Source organism: Caproicibacter sp. (genome assembly GCF_046707225.1).
GTDB lineage: Bacteria > Bacillota > Clostridia > Oscillospirales > Acutalibacteraceae > Caproicibacter.
On the sequence record NZ_JBJKOP010000029.1, the window covers coordinates 200,943 to 216,894 of the forward strand.

The 15,952-nt window shown below is 47.5% G+C and carries 19 protein-coding genes; 16 read left to right on the forward strand and 3 right to left on the reverse strand.

Going from position 1 to position 15,952, the window contains the following annotated elements; genetic code table 11:
- Positions 1–96 precede the first annotated feature (96 nt).
- The 16 genes from rplU to rlmH all read left to right on the forward strand — a co-directional run bounded on the left by rplU (position 97) and on the right by rlmH (position 13,720).
- Positions 97–405, forward strand: a complete 309-nt coding sequence (gene rplU, locus ACLQ3M_RS05920) for a 50S ribosomal protein L21 (protein ID WP_066644195.1) — start codon at positions 97–99, stop codon at positions 403–405.
- Between the two features lie 5 nt (positions 406–410).
- Entirely contained in the window at positions 411–731 is a 321-nt protein-coding gene (locus tag ACLQ3M_RS05925; protein ID WP_187036595.1) for a ribosomal-processing cysteine protease Prp, read from the forward strand.
- A gap of 3 nt (positions 732–734) precedes the next feature.
- Complete coding sequence (gene rpmA / locus ACLQ3M_RS05930) at positions 735–1,019, forward strand: 50S ribosomal protein L27 (RefSeq protein ID WP_066644197.1); 285 nt, start codon at positions 735–737, stop codon at positions 1,017–1,019.
- 136 nt (positions 1,020–1,155) lie between these two features.
- The gene (gene obgE, locus ACLQ3M_RS05935; protein ID WP_411676771.1) at positions 1,156–2,427 is read left to right on the forward strand and encodes a GTPase ObgE; all 1,272 of its coding nucleotides are present in this window, start codon (positions 1,156–1,158) and stop codon (positions 2,425–2,427) included.
- A gap of 11 nt (positions 2,428–2,438) precedes the next feature.
- Positions 2,439–2,834 carry a Mini-ribonuclease 3 gene (locus tag ACLQ3M_RS05940; protein WP_411676772.1) on the forward strand — a complete coding sequence of 132 codons (396 nt, stop codon included), beginning with the start codon at positions 2,439–2,441 and terminating at the stop codon, positions 2,832–2,834.
- Positions 2,835–2,840: 6 nt separating this feature from the next.
- Positions 2,841–3,767: a YitT family protein gene (locus tag ACLQ3M_RS05945; RefSeq protein WP_411676773.1), complete on the forward strand. Its 927-nt coding sequence runs from the start codon at positions 2,841–2,843 to the stop codon at positions 3,765–3,767.
- Positions 3,768–4,161: 394 nt separating this feature from the next.
- The gene (locus ACLQ3M_RS05950) at positions 4,162–5,016 is read left to right on the forward strand and encodes an RluA family pseudouridine synthase (RefSeq protein WP_411676774.1); all 855 of its coding nucleotides are present in this window, start codon (positions 4,162–4,164) and stop codon (positions 5,014–5,016) included.
- A 100-nt stretch (positions 5,017–5,116) separates the two neighbouring features.
- Positions 5,117–5,989, forward strand: a complete 873-nt coding sequence (locus ACLQ3M_RS05955) for a basic amino acid ABC transporter substrate-binding protein (protein WP_411676775.1) — start codon at positions 5,117–5,119, stop codon at positions 5,987–5,989.
- A 76-nt stretch (positions 5,990–6,065) separates the two neighbouring features.
- The gene (locus tag ACLQ3M_RS05960) at positions 6,066–6,842 is read left to right on the forward strand and encodes an amino acid ABC transporter permease (protein WP_411676776.1); all 777 of its coding nucleotides are present in this window, start codon (positions 6,066–6,068) and stop codon (positions 6,840–6,842) included.
- Positions 6,829–7,563 (forward strand): amino acid ABC transporter ATP-binding protein, encoded by a 735-nt coding sequence (locus ACLQ3M_RS05965; RefSeq protein WP_411676777.1) that lies wholly within the window; start codon positions 6,829–6,831, stop codon positions 7,561–7,563. The genes ACLQ3M_RS05960 and ACLQ3M_RS05965 overlap by 14 nt, the downstream gene beginning before the upstream one ends.
- A 91-nt stretch (positions 7,564–7,654) precedes the next feature.
- On the forward strand, positions 7,655–8,530 hold the full coding sequence (locus ACLQ3M_RS05970; RefSeq protein WP_411676778.1) for a zinc dependent phospholipase C family protein: 876 nt from the start codon (positions 7,655–7,657) through the stop codon (positions 8,528–8,530).
- Between the two features lie 11 nt (positions 8,531–8,541).
- On the forward strand, positions 8,542–9,006 hold the full coding sequence (locus ACLQ3M_RS05975) for an S-ribosylhomocysteine lyase (protein WP_411676779.1): 465 nt from the start codon (positions 8,542–8,544) through the stop codon (positions 9,004–9,006).
- 326 nt (positions 9,007–9,332) lie between these two features.
- Complete coding sequence (locus ACLQ3M_RS05980; protein WP_411676780.1) at positions 9,333–10,826, forward strand: peptidoglycan DD-metalloendopeptidase family protein; 1,494 nt, start codon at positions 9,333–9,335, stop codon at positions 10,824–10,826.
- A 257-nt stretch (positions 10,827–11,083) separates the two neighbouring features.
- Positions 11,084–12,367: a UDP-N-acetylglucosamine 1-carboxyvinyltransferase gene (locus tag ACLQ3M_RS05985; protein WP_411676781.1), complete on the forward strand. Its 1,284-nt coding sequence runs from the start codon at positions 11,084–11,086 to the stop codon at positions 12,365–12,367.
- Between the two features lie 79 nt (positions 12,368–12,446).
- A complete protein-coding gene (locus ACLQ3M_RS05990) occupies positions 12,447–13,241 on the forward strand; it encodes an MBL fold metallo-hydrolase (RefSeq protein ID WP_411676782.1) in 795 nt (264 codons plus the stop codon).
- Positions 13,241–13,720, forward strand: a complete 480-nt coding sequence (rlmH, locus tag ACLQ3M_RS05995; protein ID WP_411676783.1) for a 23S rRNA (pseudouridine(1915)-N(3))-methyltransferase RlmH — start codon at positions 13,241–13,243, stop codon at positions 13,718–13,720. The genes ACLQ3M_RS05990 and rlmH overlap by 1 nt, the downstream gene beginning before the upstream one ends.
- 52 nt (positions 13,721–13,772) lie before the next feature.
- Here rlmH and ACLQ3M_RS06000 read toward each other — a convergent pair whose 3' ends face one another.
- The 3 genes from ACLQ3M_RS06000 to dapA are packed head-to-tail and all read right to left on the reverse strand — an operon-like array spanning position 13,773 to position 15,931.
- Complete coding sequence (locus tag ACLQ3M_RS06000) at positions 13,773–14,234, reverse strand: ACT domain-containing protein (RefSeq protein WP_411676784.1); 462 nt, start codon at positions 14,232–14,234, stop codon at positions 13,773–13,775.
- Positions 14,235–14,236: 2 nt separating this feature from the next.
- A complete protein-coding gene (gene dapB, locus ACLQ3M_RS06005; protein ID WP_411676785.1) occupies positions 14,237–15,001 on the reverse strand; it encodes a 4-hydroxy-tetrahydrodipicolinate reductase in 765 nt (254 codons plus the stop codon).
- 39 nt (positions 15,002–15,040) lie between these two features.
- Entirely contained in the window at positions 15,041–15,931 is an 891-nt protein-coding gene (gene dapA, locus ACLQ3M_RS06010; protein WP_411676808.1) for a 4-hydroxy-tetrahydrodipicolinate synthase, read from the reverse strand.
- Positions 15,932–15,952: the final 21 nt, after the last annotated feature.

Sequence of the window (15,952 nt, forward strand, 5' to 3'; positions counted from 1 at the left end):
GGAATATGATACCATAGATAAGCCGCTTATTCCGGGCTGAAAGAGGGAAACCCGCCCGAGAATAGCGAGACTAAGAAAAGGCAGGAACTACATTTCATGTTTGCAGTGATTGAGACCGGCGGCAAGCAGTACAAAGTCCAGAAGGACGATGTCATTTTTGTGGAAAAGCTTGCGCTGGAAAAAGATTCCACGGTTCAGTTCCCGGTACTTGCCATTGTCGGCGAGGATGGCGCAAAGGTTGGAGCGCCGTATCTTGACGGCGCAACCGTAACGGGCAAGGTCCTGAAAGAGGGCAAGGGAAAGAAGATTACGGTCTTTACCTATAAGGCTAAAAAGAATGAAAAGCGCAAAATGGGTCACAGGCAGCCGTACACTCAGGTTCAGATTGCGGAAATCAACGCCTGAAACCTATGATTTGTGCTGAGTTTTTTACGTTTCGCGACGGGAAGAACGCCGGTTTTTGTATCAGCGGCCATTCCGGAGCCGACGAAGCGGGTTACGATATTGTATGTGCTGCGGTTTCTTCCGCGGCTTATCTTACGGCAAACACGATTACGGATGTCGTGGGAGTGAACGCTTCGCTGTGCGTAAAAGACGGTTACTTGGACTGTAAAATTGCTTCGGAGGATGCCGAAGCCTGTAAAGTTCCACTAAGGGGGCTGCGGCTTCATTTGACGGCACTCCGTCAGCAGTATCCTCAAAATATTCAGATCATTGATACGGAGGTGTAAAGCATGCTGCAGATTAACATTCAGCTTTTTGCTCATAAAAAAGGAATGGGTTCCACCAAGAACGGCCGTGATTCCGAGTCTAAACGCCTCGGCGTGAAGCGCAGTGACGGTCAGTTTGTTCTGGCCGGCAATATTCTGGTAAAACAGCGCGGTACCCATATTCATCCGGGCAACAATGTCGGCATTGGGTCCGATGATTCTCTGTTTGCCCTGATTGACGGCAAGGTGAAGTTCGAGCGTTATGACCGCGACCGTAAAAAGGTCAGCGTTTATGCCGAGGAGCAGTAATTCCGCCTTACGGTACAGAAAAAGATCCCGGGTGGTAAACCCGGGATTTTTTTGCTATTATGGAGCAAAATATGGTATACTGCTACTGGAAAGTTATGGTCGATCCGGCAGAAGCGGGAGTAAAGGAGCTTCACTTATGTTTATAGATCACGCAAAAATCAATATAAAAGCGGGAGACGGAGGCGACGGGGCCGTCGCGTTCCACAGAGAAAAATATGTCGCGTCGGGCGGTCCGGACGGCGGCGACGGCGGCCGGGGCGGAGACATTGTTTTTCAGGTGGACGATAATCAATCAACGCTGTCCGATTTTCGTTACCGCAGAAAGTTTGCGGCGGAAAACGGACAGAACGGGTCTGGAAAGCGCTGCAGCGGGCGGGGCGGCAAAGACTTGGTCATCCGCGTTCCGCGGGGCACGCTTGTGAAAGACGCCCAAACAGGACGGCTGATTGCCGACCTTTCGGCGGATGAACCTCAGGTTATTGCTAAGGGCGGCCGGGGCGGCTGGGGAAATTCCCACTTTGCGACGGCAACCAGGCAAACTCCCCGATTTTCAAAGCCCGGCGTACCGGGTGAAGCGTTCGAAGTTCAGTTGGAGCTGAAACTGCTTGCGGATGTCGGACTTGTCGGATTTCCGAACGTTGGGAAATCAACTTTGGTTTCCGTTGTCAGCGAGGCGAAGCCTCAAATTGCAGATTACCATTTTACTACTCTTACGCCGGTTCTTGGCGTTGTTCGCATGGGGCCGGAGCGCTCGTTTGTCATCGCCGACATCCCGGGGCTGATTGAGGGGGCGAACGAGGGAGCCGGATTGGGACATCAGTTTCTGCGGCATGTGGAACGGTGCAGGCTGCTGATCCATATTGTCGACGTCTCCGGAAGCGAAGGACGCGACCCGAAAGAGGATTTTCAGGTCATTAATTCCGAACTGAAAAAATTCAATCCGGAACTTGCGAAACGGCCGATGTTGGTTGCCGGCAATAAATGCGACCTGACGGATGATACCAAGATTCAGGATTTTAAAGCGTTTGTCGAGAAGCAGGGATTTGAATTTTTCCCGATGATGGCGGCAATTCGCTATCAGGTGGATCCGCTTATGAAACGAATTGATGAGCTGCTGCAGAAGCTTCCGCCGGTGCGGCGTTATGATCCGGAGCCGGAGCCGCAGCTTCCGGTTGAAGAGATTGGCCGGCACGAAGTGAATGTCGAAAACAGCAACGGCGTTTATGTTGTGGAGGGCGAATGGCTGATTCCGGTCCTGCGCTCTGTCAACTTTGACGACGTGGATTCTCTTCGTTATTTTGAAAGAGTGCTGCTTCATACCGGTGTGGATGATGCGCTGCGGAAAGCGGGAGTTCACGAGGGTGACACGGTCAGTATTTACGGGGTTGAATTTGATTATATGGAGTAGGAGTGCGCCGGTTGGAACGATTTTACAATGTTGCATGTGACCCAAAACGGATGGGGGCTTTGTCCCTGGCATTTATCGGCGACGCGGTATTTGAAGTGTTTGTTCGTGAAAGACTGGTCTGTCAGGCAGAGCGCCCGGTTTCAAAATTACACCGGGCTGCCGTTGAACAGGTCTGCGCACACGCACAGGCCGCATTTGTACAAAAGCTTCTGCCTGTTTTGACCCAGGAAGAGCAGGATGTTTTGCGGAGAGGCAGAAATGCCCACAGCAATCATGTCCCCAAAAATTCGGACCCCGCTGAATATCATGCCGCTACCGCCTTTGAATCCCTTTTCGGATATCTATATCTGAGCGGGAGACTGGACCGTCTGCGCGAACTGTTTGAAACTGTTTGCGGGGAGGATTAAAAGTTTATGCTGCTGCACCTGAAAAACGGAGCGAAAGAGCTGCTGCTTGATTTTCTTTACTATGCCGCTGCGAGTATTCTGTGCGCTGTCAGCGTCAGAATGTTTACTGCTCCGAATCATATTGCGCCCGGCGGTGTAACCGGGCTCAGCACGGTAATCAATTATCTGTCCGGTTTGCCGATCGGAATGATGAGTCTGATTCTAAATATACCGATTTTTATCTGGGCAATTCTGCAAATCGGCTACAAGCTGGTTGGAAAGACCATGATCGCTACCGTTTTTGTTGCCAGTGCGATCGATATCCTTTCCGTTTTGATCCCGCCCTATAGCGGCAATCCGATGCTTGCTGCAATTTTTGGGGGGCTGTTGGACGGCACGGGCCTTTCCCTTGTCTTTATGCGTGGCGCTACGACCGGCGGAACTGATTTGATCGCGCGGTTGCTGAACCGCAGAGTGCGGTTTGTTTCGATGGGAAAGCTGATGCTGTGCGTGGACTTTGTAATTGTTGTGATCTCAGCGATCGCTTATCGCAGCATTGAAAGTGCGCTGTATGCTTTGATTGCGATTTTTGTTTCATCCAGGATGATCGACACAATCTTATACGGCACGGATGTTGGGACCGGCAAGGTGATTTTTATCATTTCGGAAAAGAATGATCAGATCGCGCAGGAAATTCTGACGGACGTGGAACGCGGTGTGACGTATCTGGATTCCAAAGGCGCTTATACCGGCAGGAAAGGCGAGGTCCTGCTTTGCGCCGCGCGTCGTTATGAGGTCGTAAAAATCAAGGATATTGTCCGGACCATTGACAGAAACGCTTTTTTGATTGTTGGGGATGCAGGTGAAATTACGGGTGAGGGTTTTCGGGAAGTTAGACCGGAAGATAAAACACTTCGCGAACTGATTGAAAGATTAAAATCCGAAAAAAAATAACCGGGCGAATTCAGCAGAATCGTCCGGTACAAGTGTCTTTCAGCCTTTGCTGTTTTGGTTGTTCCTGTTGCAGGCCTGAGTGTTTTTTTGGCTTTCCGTACTCTCGCAGGATTTGTTGTTTTTATTCTGTTTCATATTGCTGTCATATTTTGTGTTCCGGCCGGAGCATTGTTGACTGTCCTGCCTTGAAGATTGCTTATCCAAGCCACTTCACCTCCTTTTCAGAGTCTATTATGATTCTTTTTCCTGCAAATATACCAATCTTTTCAAGAGGTGAAACGGATCTTTGCCAAAGGAGAATTTTGCTTTGGTGATCGGAATGAAAAGATTTGTGTGAATGGTGGAGTTTAAAATACGAATCATTGAATTTACGGTACCGTCCGGATATCAGGGTGTGAAACTGAAAAGTTTTCTTCGAAATTATTGTGCGATATCGACTCGACTGCTGGCAAAATTGAAAAGAACGCCCATGGGGATTGTCGTAAACGGAAGACATGCGATCGTAACCGACTGTTTAGGGGAAGGAGACCACATCAGCCTTTGCCTGCCTCAGGATCATAAAATACCCCAAACTGCGGATATTCCAATTGTGGTTGTCTATGAAGACACGGACTTGATTGTGGTTGATAAACCGTCTGGAATGCCGATGTATCCGTCGCCGGGACATGACCGCGACAGCCTTTCAAACGCGGTTGCAAATTATTTTTCGGGCCGAGGGGAACAGCACTCGTTTCGGCCGGTTTACCGGCTTGACCGCGATACAACCGGTCTTGTTTTATTGGCAAAGCATTCCTATGCGGCCTCTGTGCTTGCCAAAAATGTAAAAAAGACATATCTGGCCATTTGCGAAGGTATTTTGACCGGAAGCGGAGAAATTGAGAAACCGATTGGGATTAAGGAAGGTCACAAGCTGCAGCGGGCTGTGCGTTCTGACGGCGAATATGCACTGACCCGATGGCGCAGCCTTTTTTCCGGGCACGGACACAGCCTGCTGGCTCTAAAATTAAAAACGGGACGGACTCATCAAATTCGAGTTCATTTGTCCAGTGCCGGCCATCCTCTTGCGGGGGATGATTTCTATGGCGGGAATCTTTTAAAAGTAAGCAGACAGGCCCTCGACTGTACTGAAATCCGGTTCCTTCATCCGGTTGACCGGCGAACAATGAGATTTGTTCATAGTTTACCAGATGACATGGAAAAGCTTCTGAAATTTATGCGAAATTCCGGATATACCGATTTTTGTGAATAATTTTTCAATATATTTCGTAAAACGACTTGAATTGTGAATAATTATGCGGTATAATCCTTTCAGACAATGATTTCCGAATTTAATAAAGGGGTTGTTCGTTATGAAAAAAGCAAAGAGGTTTGCGGCGCTTGTCCTTACGATTGCTATGTCTGCTTCTTTGGCAGCCTGCTCGCAAAGCAGCAGTTCTTCCAGTAAGGCTGCATCAGACGCTTCTGCGGAAACGTCTTCTTCCGCGAAGACGGCGTCTTCGGCATCTTCTTCCGGTGCTGTAAAGACGATTACGGACGGTACGCTGACCATGTCCACCAATGCGGAATTTGAACCGTTTGAGTATAGAGACAGCGGCAAGATTGTCGGCATTGACGTGGAAATCGCGAATAAAATTGCTGATAAACTGGGCCTTGAGTTGAAGATTAATGATGTTGAATTTGCATCTTTGATCATGGAATTGCAGACGAATAAATGTGATTTTGTGGCAGCCGGCATGACGGCAACGGATGATCGTAGAAAGAATGTCGATTTTTCTGATCCGTATTTTGACGCGTCACAGGCAATCATTGTCCCAAAGGGCAGTGCTATTAAATCCCGTACGGACTTAAATGGTAAAAATGTGGGAGTTCAACAGGGCACGACCGGTGATACTTTTTGCACAAATGAAGACGGAACAAGTGACATTAAGGTAGCTTCCGTGAAGCGCTATAACAAAGGGTCGGATGCCATTTCCGATTTGATCAACGGAAGAATCGACGCGGTTGTCATAGATAATTTCCCGGCCACAAAATTTGTTCAGAAAAACTCTGATAAACTTGTTAAGCTGGACGATTCATTAACCAGCGAACAGTACGCAATCGCAGTTCAAAAAGGAAATACTGCGCTGCTGGATCAAATTAATGAGGTCCTGAAAGAGATGAAATCAAGTGGAGAATTGGATCAGATTATAGAAAAATATCAATCTTCACTGACTGGGGAATAATTTGAAGAAATAAAATATGCAGGGTGCAGAGTGTTTCTGCGCCCTGCATACTGCTGTTTTCAGCGGGAGGATGCTAATGAACCTACTGTTTTCTTTTTTTTCAATCACTTTAGCGGCGGATACGGGCAGCAAATTTACGCGGTTTTTTGTAAACCTATACCTGAAACTGTCCGATCAGCTTTATCAGTGTTTAATTTATAAGAACCGCTATCATTACATTATAGATGGTTTGAAAAACACCTTGATTATCACGCTGTTTGCAGTGCTGCTGGGGGTGCTGCTTGGTACACTGGTAGCGTTAGTCAAAGTAGGCCATGGAAATAATCCTAAAAAACTACGGATTGCGAATAACATCTGCAGTTTGTACTTAACATTAATCCGTGGAACACCTGTGGTTGTTCAACTGATGATTATGTATTATATTATTTTGAATCAAGCAAAGGTCAGTGACGTTACCGCAGCTATTTTAGCGTTTGGAATTAATTCGGGGGCTTATGTGGCGGAGGTCATCCGCAGCGGAATTCAGTCGGTTGATAAAGGACAGATTGAAGCAGGGCGATCGCTCGGTTTAAGCCAGAGAACAACAATGATCAAAATAGTTTTTCCGCAGGCCTTGAAAAATGTCCTTCCCGCAATCGGTAATGAATTTATCGCTCTGCTGAAAGAAACATCCGTGGCCGGTTATATTGGGATTCAGGATTTGACAAAGGGCGGCTATATTATTCTCAGCATTACTTACCAGCCGTATACGCCGCTCTTAACGACCGCGGCGGTATACTTAGTGATCGTGATAGGACTCACCACAGCTCTCACTCGCTTTGAAAGGAGGCTGCACAGAAGTGATAACCGTTAAAAATCTTTCCAAAAGCTTTCATACGCTTGACGGTGACATCGAGGTTCTCAAAGGGATTAATCAGGAGATAGAAAAAGGGGAAAAGGTTGTTGTAGTCGGACCGTCCGGTTCCGGAAAAAGCACGTTTCTGCGATGCCTGAATCTTCTTGAACAGCCGACGAAAGGCGAAATTTGGTTTGAGGGTCAGCAGATTAACACCCCCAAGTGCGATATTGACCGTCACCGCCGTAAAATGGGAATGGTTTTTCAGCACTTTAATCTGTTTCCTCACCTTACGGTAAGACAGAATATTACCCTTGCTCCCGTCACCTTGAAGCTGAAAGCCCCTAAGGACGCCGACAGGCAGGCAGAGCGGCTTTTGGAGCGGGTGGGACTAGCCGATAAGTCGGACGCATACCCGGGGCAGTTGTCCGGCGGTCAGAAGCAGCGTATTGCCATTGTTCGGGCGCTTGCGATGGAGCCGGATGTCATGCTGTTCGACGAACCTACCAGCGCGCTTGACCCGGAAATGGTTGGAGAAGTCCTTCAGGTGATGAAGGAACTGGCCGATGAAGGTATGACCATGGTCGTCGTAACCCACGAAATGGGATTTGCGAGAGAAGTGGCGACCCGGGTTTTGTTTATGTCGGATGGTCAGATTCTGGAGGAGGCCAAGCCCGACGAGTTTTTTACGCAGCCGAAAAATCCGCGGCTGAAAGACTTTTTATCAAAGGTCCTTTAAAATCCTTTGGTCCTGTGCTAAAATGAGGAATGCGGCAGACTGCTGCATTCCTTTTCTATTTGCAAAGGAATAAATTTTTCTAGTTGGGACGATGATAGAATTGCCCGCCGCCATTACACATTACTACCATGCGCTACAGGTTCAGGAAAGCAACAGCCCGAAATCCAGGGACGCTTTTCTTTGGGGCGCACAGGGGCCTGATTTTCTTTATTACCACAGACTTTTTCAGCCGTTTCGGGAAAATCTGCGCACCATGGGCAGCCGGCTGCACCATGAAAAGCCGTCCCGGCTGCTATCCGCAATGCGCGATTATCAGCAAACAAGAGGAGATGAAAGGTCGGAGGCCTATCTTTCCGGATTTTTATGTCATTACAGTCTGGATAGGACTGCCCATCCGTTTGTTTACTGGAACGTCAAAACTTTGCGCAAAAAGTATCCCGGCAGAGGGGACGGATTTCTTCACAATCACGTGGAATCCGTATTGGACGGCATTATCCTGCGCTCAATCACCGGGACTCTTGCGAATGACTTCGATTTAAGAATCACAGTGCCTGAAAATAAGGAAGTACAGGAATCAGTCGTGCGGCTGTACTCTTATGTCTTTGAACGGCTCTATGGGATCCACAACCGGCAGAACGAGCTGCTTCATGCATTGGCGGACTGCAGAAAGGTCTGCGGATTCCTCAACGATAAATGGATGATTAAAAAACCGGTTGCGGAAGCGCTGGAAAAGCTGACGAAAAAATATCTTGTTTCCAGCGTGATTCGCGGAATCAACGAACAGGATGAATTTGATTACGCGAATATCCTGCATTCCGAATGGAAGAATCCGGAAAAAGACTCGATCGTAAGAAAAGAAAGCTTTTTTGATTTGTTTGATTTGTCCGTTCAGGAAAGTCAGTATTTTTTGCATGAGTTTAAAACGTCTGACCTGACCGAGTTGACACATGATATTCCATTTTGTTAAGGAGGCTTATTATGGAACGAATTGCGAGCTTTTGCGTTGACCACAACAAACTTTTACCCGGTATTTACACCTCACGCGTTGACGGAGATATTGTCACCTACGATATTAGGATGAGAAGACCGAATATTCCGCCGTTTCTTCCAAATCCGGTTCTTCATACCATAGAGCATTTGTTTGCCACTTTTGCAAGGAACTCGGAGACAAAAGATCATGTGATCTATTTTGGGCCGATGGGATGCAGAACCGGCTTTTATCTTTTGCTTCGGAATACGAAACCGTCCGAAGCGATTCGCCTGATTGTCGATACTTTTCAGAAAATTTCGGAATATGACGGGCCTATTCCCGGGGCTGCGGCTTCGGAATGCGGCAATTACCTGGAGCATGACCTGTCTGGTACGGTACAGGAAGTTAAAGCCTTTCTGCCGGTCATTGAAAACTGGACGGTTGAAAAATTGAATTATAATTTCCAAGGATAGGAATTCCTTTTAAAGGGTTGCAAACTTGTAACTTTTGTTATATGATAAAGAGCGGGAGTTACAAAGTTGTAATTATTTAAACCTTGAAAGGATTTGTTTGCATGCGGGTTCAAAAGCTGGCCAAGCTGCCGGACCCTGACTGGGGGGCGGCCCGGCTGAAGTTACAGGATACAGGTACCTGCTTTTGCCGCTTCTTATATATTGTTGGAATACAATCGATCCGGATTCTTAAGCATCAGCGGCGCAAATTATCGATATTCTTTCGACCGTTTACGAATGTCTGTAAGCGCTTGTACTTTCTTTTGCTGGGCAGAAGATTTCTTTGGTTGAAAACGGAGCTTCATTCGATTCGAAAGGGCTTTTCGATCGCGAAAAAACGGTTATCGGATGCCCGGCGTGAGGGCGCGCTGGCTGTTTTAAAAGAATGTTTTCACATTACCGGTATCAGCTTCCGGCTTCACAAAAGATTTGTTTTTTCCGTCCTCAATATTGCCGTACCGACCGTATCTATTTTAGCTTTGTTTTTCACCGTTCAATACTGGAATCATTTAAGTTATGGACTGGTTCTTGAGAACAACGGGAAACAAATCGCCGTAATACAGAACGAAAACACTTATGAACAGGCCACGGAAATGGTGAACCAGCGAATGGTCCACGATACTGTGGACAGTGAATCTCAGCTGAGCTTTAAACCGAATTTTAAGCTTTCCGTAGGGAACAGTGCCTTTGCAACCGCCTCTTTTGTTTGTAACAAGTTGATCGAGCAGTCCAACGGCATTATTGAAGAAGCCAGCGGATTATATGTTGACGGTGAACTGATTGGCGCTGTGAAAAGCAGTGCGGACTTAAGATATTTGATTCAGAATTTGCTGGATACTGCAAAGGGCAATGATCAAAACGCAACGGCTCAGTTTACACAGAATGTTGAAATTGAAAACGGATTGTACCCAACGATTTCAATCATTTCAACGGATGATATGAAAAAAATTCTGAACAGTACCTCGAAAGCGGGGGTAACTTACACCGTCAAGGATGGGGATACCGTTACATCCATCGCCAAAGCAAATAACATGACGCTTTCCGATCTCAACAAAATTAACGACAATCAACTTGGCGATTCCATCCATCCGGGCGACCTGATTAATCTTGAAATTGCCGAACCAAAGCTGAAGGTTGAGCTCGTTAAGACCGAGAGTTATCGGGTTTCGATTCCATTTAAAACAATTACCCAAAATGATGATACCAAATATACGGACTACACGAAAGTTCTGACACAGGGCGCAGATGGATTACAGGAGTGCGTCGATAAGGTATATACCGTAAACGGAGTAGAAACAAAGCGGGAATCCATCAGCAATACCGTACTCTCTCAGCCTGTTAATAAAGTTGTTTTGACGGGCACCAAAAAGAGACCGAAAACGGGAAGCGGTGTCAGCAGCGGAAATCTGATGTGGCCTGTGCCGTCTTTGCATACGATTACAACTTATTTTACCTGGCGCTGGGGGAGCTTTCATACCGGGATTGATATATCCGGCTCAAGCGCATATGGAAAGACGATTGTCGCCGCAGACGGCGGCGTTGTAGCGGCGGCAGGATGGGACGGAGGTTACGGAAACCGTGTTGTCATCCGCCACAACGGCACCATAAGCACTTTGTACGGACATTGCAGCAAAATTCTTGTTACGGTGGGACAAAAGGTTTCAAAAGGTCAGGCAATCGCGAAAGTGGGCAGCACAGGGAATTCTACCGGGCCACATTGTCATTTTGAGGTTATAAAAAATGGAACAAAGGTAAATCCTATGTTATATGTCCACAATTAAATAGAGATTCGCCGTTTCTTCAAACGGCGAATCATTTTTGTGTTGATATTGACTTTTAAAGTTCCTTGTATTATTATCAATAAGGTGTAATATGGCTGAATTCCCTTTTAATTGGATGTAGGCTTATACCATTTTTTATGTTCAAATTTGCGTGGTTTTATTCAAATATTTACAAGTGCGGTAAAATGACGAATAGTCTAAATATTTGAAAAAAACTTGTTATAATAGTATTGTCAATTAAGATTGGAGCGACCGCATTGGATAAATTCGTTATTAAAGGTGAATGTCGTCTTTCCGGGGAGGTCAATATCAGCGGCGCGAAGAACGCAGCTGTTGCAATCATACCGGCGGCGATTCTTTCAGACGGTGTTTGCCGAATTGAAAATGTCCCGGATATTACGGACGTGTCGTCCATTACAGGCATTTTATATGATATGGGCGCTAAAATTCGCACGATCAATAAATCGACGTTTGAAATTGATTCCAGATCCATTCATACCCATATTGTGTCTGACGAACTTGCACGGCATATCCGCGGCTCCTATTATTTGATGGGGGCGTTGCTGGGGCGTTTTCATCATGCGGTGGTTACAATGCCGGGCGGCTGTGATTTCGGGGTCCGTCCGATCGATCAGCACCTGAAAGGCTTTTTAGCCCTCGGCGCGAAATATAAGCTGGAAAACGGTATGGTGGACGTATCTGCCGACCAGCTTACCGGATGCAGCATTTATCTTGATGTCGTGTCTGTTGGCGCCACGGTTAATATTATGCTGGCCGCCGTCAGGGCGAAAGGTACGACGGTTATTGAAAATGCCGCCAAAGAGCCGCATATTGTCGATCTGGCCAACTTTTTAAATTCCATGGGGGCCGATGTCAGGGGGGCCGGTACCGATGTCATTAAAATCTACGGCGTCGATCATTTAAACGGCACCACTTATTCGATTATTCCGGACCAGATTGAAGCGGGAACTTATATGGTTGCCGCGGCGGCAACTGGTGGCAATATACTGGTAAAAAATGTAATTCCAAAGCATCTGGAATCCATTTCCGCCAAGCTGGAAGAAATGGGCGTTGAAATCGAAGAATTTGACGATTCCATTCGTGTGGCCCGAAACGGATTGCTGAATAAGTGCAATATCAAAACGATGCCTCATCCCGGCTTTCCTACGGATATGCACCCTCAGATTGCGGTGCTTCTCTCTATTGCAAACGGGACGAGCATGATTAACGAGAGCGTGTGGGATAACCGTTTTCGCTATGTTGAGGAGCTGAAGCGGATGGGAGCCCAGATATCCGTTGACGGAAAAATTGCCGTCATAGAGGGAATAGACCACCTGAATGCCGCCCCGGTACGCGCTACGGATCTTCGCGCGGGAGCGGCGATGATCATAGCGGCTCTCTGCGCGCACGGAGTAACGCAGATTGAAGATATCCGCCACATTGAACGCGGCTATGAAGATTTGGAAAACAAGCTGCGTCTGCTTGGTGCGGATATTCGCCGGATTCATATTCCCGACAGCGAATCGGCTAAAGTTGTTTAACGGTTTCAGGGGAAGGGGACGGACAAAAGTCGTCCCTTTTTTTAGTATTTTGGCGAGAAAAGACAATGGAGGAAATAAATTGGCACGTTTTTGTACCCTTTTCAGCGGAAGCAGCGGGAACAGTTATTACATAGGGTCCGAAGAATCGGGAATTCTGATCGATGCGGGCAGAACCGCAAAACAGCTGGATGCAATGCTGGAACACTGCGGAATTAAATGCGAGGCGGTTAAGGCAATCTTTGTAACGCATGAGCACTCCGATCACATCAAAGGACTTCGGGTTTTTGCTTCGCGCCATCGACTGCCTGTTTTTGCTTCTGCAGGAACCTTATCCGAGCTGGAACTTCTTGACTGCCTCAGCGAAAAATATGAAGCGCAAATGATCGGCGGAAACGGCGTGGAATATGCGGGTATGTACATAAAGCCGTTTCATACGTCTCACGACTGTGCGGAGGGCATAGGGTACAGAATTGAAACCCGTGACGGCAGAACGGTCGCGGTATCGACTGACCTTGGCTTTTTGTCGGATGAGGTTCGTCACGAGCTTACAGGCGCGGACATGGTGGTTTTAGAGTCTAACCACGATGTTGGAATGCTGCAAAACGGGCCGTATCCATACCCGCTCAAAAGAAGGATCTTGTCAAAAACAGGGCACCTGTCCAATACGGATTGCGCGGAAGAATTAAATGGCCTGGCGGCAAGCGGAACAACCCGGTTTGTGCTGGCGCATCTCAGCTCAGAAAACAATACGCCGGAGCTGGCTTATCAAACCTCTCTGTGCTCCCTGACCATGTCAGGGTTAAAGCAGGGGGTTGACTTCGAGCTTTCTATCGCGCCGAAGGAAAACGCGGAAGGGAAAATAATTATTTTTTAATGTTAAGATGCAATTTGATTTGTATTGGAAAGTTGAAGGAAGACTACTGGAGAAAAGCCTGTGAGGAATATGAAAAACGGCTGCATTCCTTTTGTCGGTTTACGATCACGGAGCTTCCGGAAAGCCGCTTGCCGGATAACCCCGGTAAAGCACAGATACAAGCGGCTTTGGAGGCGGAAGCCGACCGGATTTTGAATCTGACGGCAAATACCTTCGCCGCGGCATTGTGCGTCGAGGGGGAGCCCGTTTCCTCAGAGCGGATGGCGGATTTGATTCGTACTTTAAGCCTGCACGGTACCAGCGAAATCAGCTTTGTTATTGGAAGCTCGTTTGGCCTTTCGGACCGAGTCAAAGAATATGCTTCTATTCGCCTTTCCATGTCTGCGATGACCTTTCCGCACCAGCTTGCCAGAGTAATGCTTTGCGAACAAATTTACCGTGCGTTTCAAATCATCAATCACGGTAAGTACCATAAATAAGGGAATCCCCGGTTACAAATTTTCTGTAACCGGGGATTCCCTCATCCTGCAATTATTTGTGAAACCTGTTTGTCAGCGCGTTCAGGGTTTCCTGAAAATCCGCCGCAGTAACCAGAAGCGAGATGTCAACTTCAGAAGTTGTGATCAAACGAATATCCGCGTGAACCGTAGAAGCAACATCAAAAACCTCGGCCGCAACACCCGGCGAATTGATCATTCCGGCATCGTAAACAGATATTTTGCAGTTGCCGCTGCTGGCAACCGCGCTGATTTGGCGTTGGTTGCGAAGCTCGGATGTAAAGCTTAATATCTTGTCAAGGCTATTATCCGAAATTGTGAAGGAAACCGAGGTATAAGCTCCCTGCGTAGGGGCCAGAGAAATCATGTCTACATCAACGCCAAGTCCTGCAATTCTTTGGAAGATGTTTGCAATGAATTCCAGTTCCGACGGGCATTTCTGAAGAGTGATCAGCGTAATGTCGGAGACGGTGGTGATTTTTGGCGACAAATTCATTTTCAGTCCTCCTCTTGAATGAGATCAGCCATGCTGTAAAGTCCTTTTTCTTTACGCGCAAGGAATACGGCCGCATTGATCGCACCGTGCGCGAAAATCTCCTTGGACTGAGCGGAGTGAGAAATCGTAAGAACCTCATGCGGACCCGCAAATAGCACCCGGTGTTCTCCGACAATGGTGCCGCCCCGAATCGAATGGATTCCGATTTCCCGGGCGGAACGCTTTTTTCGCTGTGAATGGCGGTCATATAGATAGTGCATTTGTTCCCCGGAAGCCTCGGCAATGGAATCTGCTATCATCAGCGCGGTTCCGCTTGGGGCGTCGAGCTTTTGATTGTGATGCGCTTCGACGATTTCCACATCAAAGCCGCCGCTGCCAAGAACACGCTCCGCTTTCTTGGCAAGCTCGATCAACAAGTTGATTCCCATGGACATATTGCGGGAATAAAATATCGGGATTTCCCCGGAGGCTTCTTTCAGGGCTTCGACCTGGCTTTTATCGTACCCTGTTGTGCAGAGCACAACAGGCAGTTTTGTCTTTTTGCCAAATTCCAGAAGCGGATTTAAAAGGGCCGGATTCGAGAAGTCGACCAGGACGTCGGCTGCGCGGTCGACTTGTTCCGGCGAAGGGTAAACCGGAAAAGAATGATCGGTCCCGGTGTGCAGGTCAATCCCTGCGACAATTTCAATATCATTACGTTCAGCCGTGCAATGGGCAATCACTTTTCCCATTGTGCCGCTGCATCCGCTTAGGATCATTTTTATCATTTTATTTGATTCGTCCTTTTTCAATGATTTGCTGTGTTTCTATTTGACTAACTGATATTTTTCCAGTACCCCGAGCAGTTTATGGCTTAAATCGTCACTTAAACTGGTCAGGGGAAGACGGCATTCTCCGCAGTCGAATCCCATATCATTCATTGCGGCTTTGACCGGAATGGGGTTCACATCCCAGAAAAGCGCGTCCATCAGTTCCAGATACTTTAAAAACGATCGACGGGAAGCTTCTGTGTTTCCGTTGAAATAATCCGCGCAGATCTGCTTCATCACTTTCGGAAGCAGATTGGAGAAAACAGAGATTACCCCTTTGCCTCCTAAGGAAAGAATCGGCAGAGTCAGATTGTCTTCCCCGGAATAAACGGCGAGGTCGTCACCGCACAAAGAGATGGTTTTTGCACAGGCGGCCAGGTCGCCGTTGGCTTCCTTTGTTCCGACGATATTAGGATGCTTCGCCAGTTCGACATAAGTTTCCGGTTTAATATTACAGCCGGTTCGGGATGGGATGTTGTATAAAATCATGGGAAGATTTACCCGGTCGGCAATGTAATGGAAATGCCTGATAAATCCGGTCTGCGACGTTTTGTTGTAGTAGGGCGTGATCAGCAGAAGCGCATCCGCGCCGGCATCCTGAAGCGATTGTGACAATTCCACGGCATATCTGGTATCATTGCTTCCGGAACTTGCGATCACCGGAATCCTTTTATCAACTTTCTTTACAATAAATTCGACGATCTTGCAGTGCTCTTCATGACTGAGGACGGGGGATTCGCCGGTTGTGGCGCAGGCTATAATCGCGTCGGTACCGCTTTTGATATGAAAATCGACCAGACGTTCCAGTACTTCATAATTCACGGAGCCGTCCTGTTTCATAGGAGTTACCAAAGCAACGCCGGAACCCGTGAAGACAAGCCTTTTCATCATTATTCTACCTCCCGGTAA

Coding starts and splice junctions, on each gene's coding strand:
- ACLQ3M_RS05970 (WP_411676778.1), top strand. CDS start 7,655: ATGATAGAATTGCCCGCCGCCATTACACATTACTACCATGCGCTACAG.
- ACLQ3M_RS05955 (WP_411676775.1), top strand. CDS start 5,117: ATGAAAAAAGCAAAGAGGTTTGCGGCGCTTGTCCTTACGATTGCTATG.
- rpmA (WP_066644197.1), top strand. CDS start 735: ATGCTGCAGATTAACATTCAGCTTTTTGCTCATAAAAAAGGAATGGGT.
- dapA (WP_411676808.1), bottom strand. CDS start 15,931: ATGAAAAGGCTTGTCTTCACGGGTTCCGGCGTTGCTTTGGTAACTCCT.
- obgE (WP_411676771.1), top strand. CDS start 1,156: ATGTTTATAGATCACGCAAAAATCAATATAAAAGCGGGAGACGGAGGC.
- rplU (WP_066644195.1), top strand. CDS start 97: ATGTTTGCAGTGATTGAGACCGGCGGCAAGCAGTACAAAGTCCAGAAG.
- ACLQ3M_RS05975 (WP_411676779.1), top strand. CDS start 8,542: ATGGAACGAATTGCGAGCTTTTGCGTTGACCACAACAAACTTTTACCC.
- ACLQ3M_RS05925 (WP_187036595.1), top strand. CDS start 411: ATGATTTGTGCTGAGTTTTTTACGTTTCGCGACGGGAAGAACGCCGGT.
- ACLQ3M_RS05960 (WP_411676776.1), top strand. CDS start 6,066: ATGAACCTACTGTTTTCTTTTTTTTCAATCACTTTAGCGGCGGATACG.
- ACLQ3M_RS05945 (WP_411676773.1), top strand. CDS start 2,841: ATGCTGCTGCACCTGAAAAACGGAGCGAAAGAGCTGCTGCTTGATTTT.
- ACLQ3M_RS06000 (WP_411676784.1), bottom strand. CDS start 14,234: ATGAATTTGTCGCCAAAAATCACCACCGTCTCCGACATTACGCTGATC.
- rlmH (WP_411676783.1), top strand. CDS start 13,241: ATGTTAAGATGCAATTTGATTTGTATTGGAAAGTTGAAGGAAGACTAC.
- dapB (WP_411676785.1), bottom strand. CDS start 15,001: ATGATAAAAATGATCCTAAGCGGATGCAGCGGCACAATGGGAAAAGTG.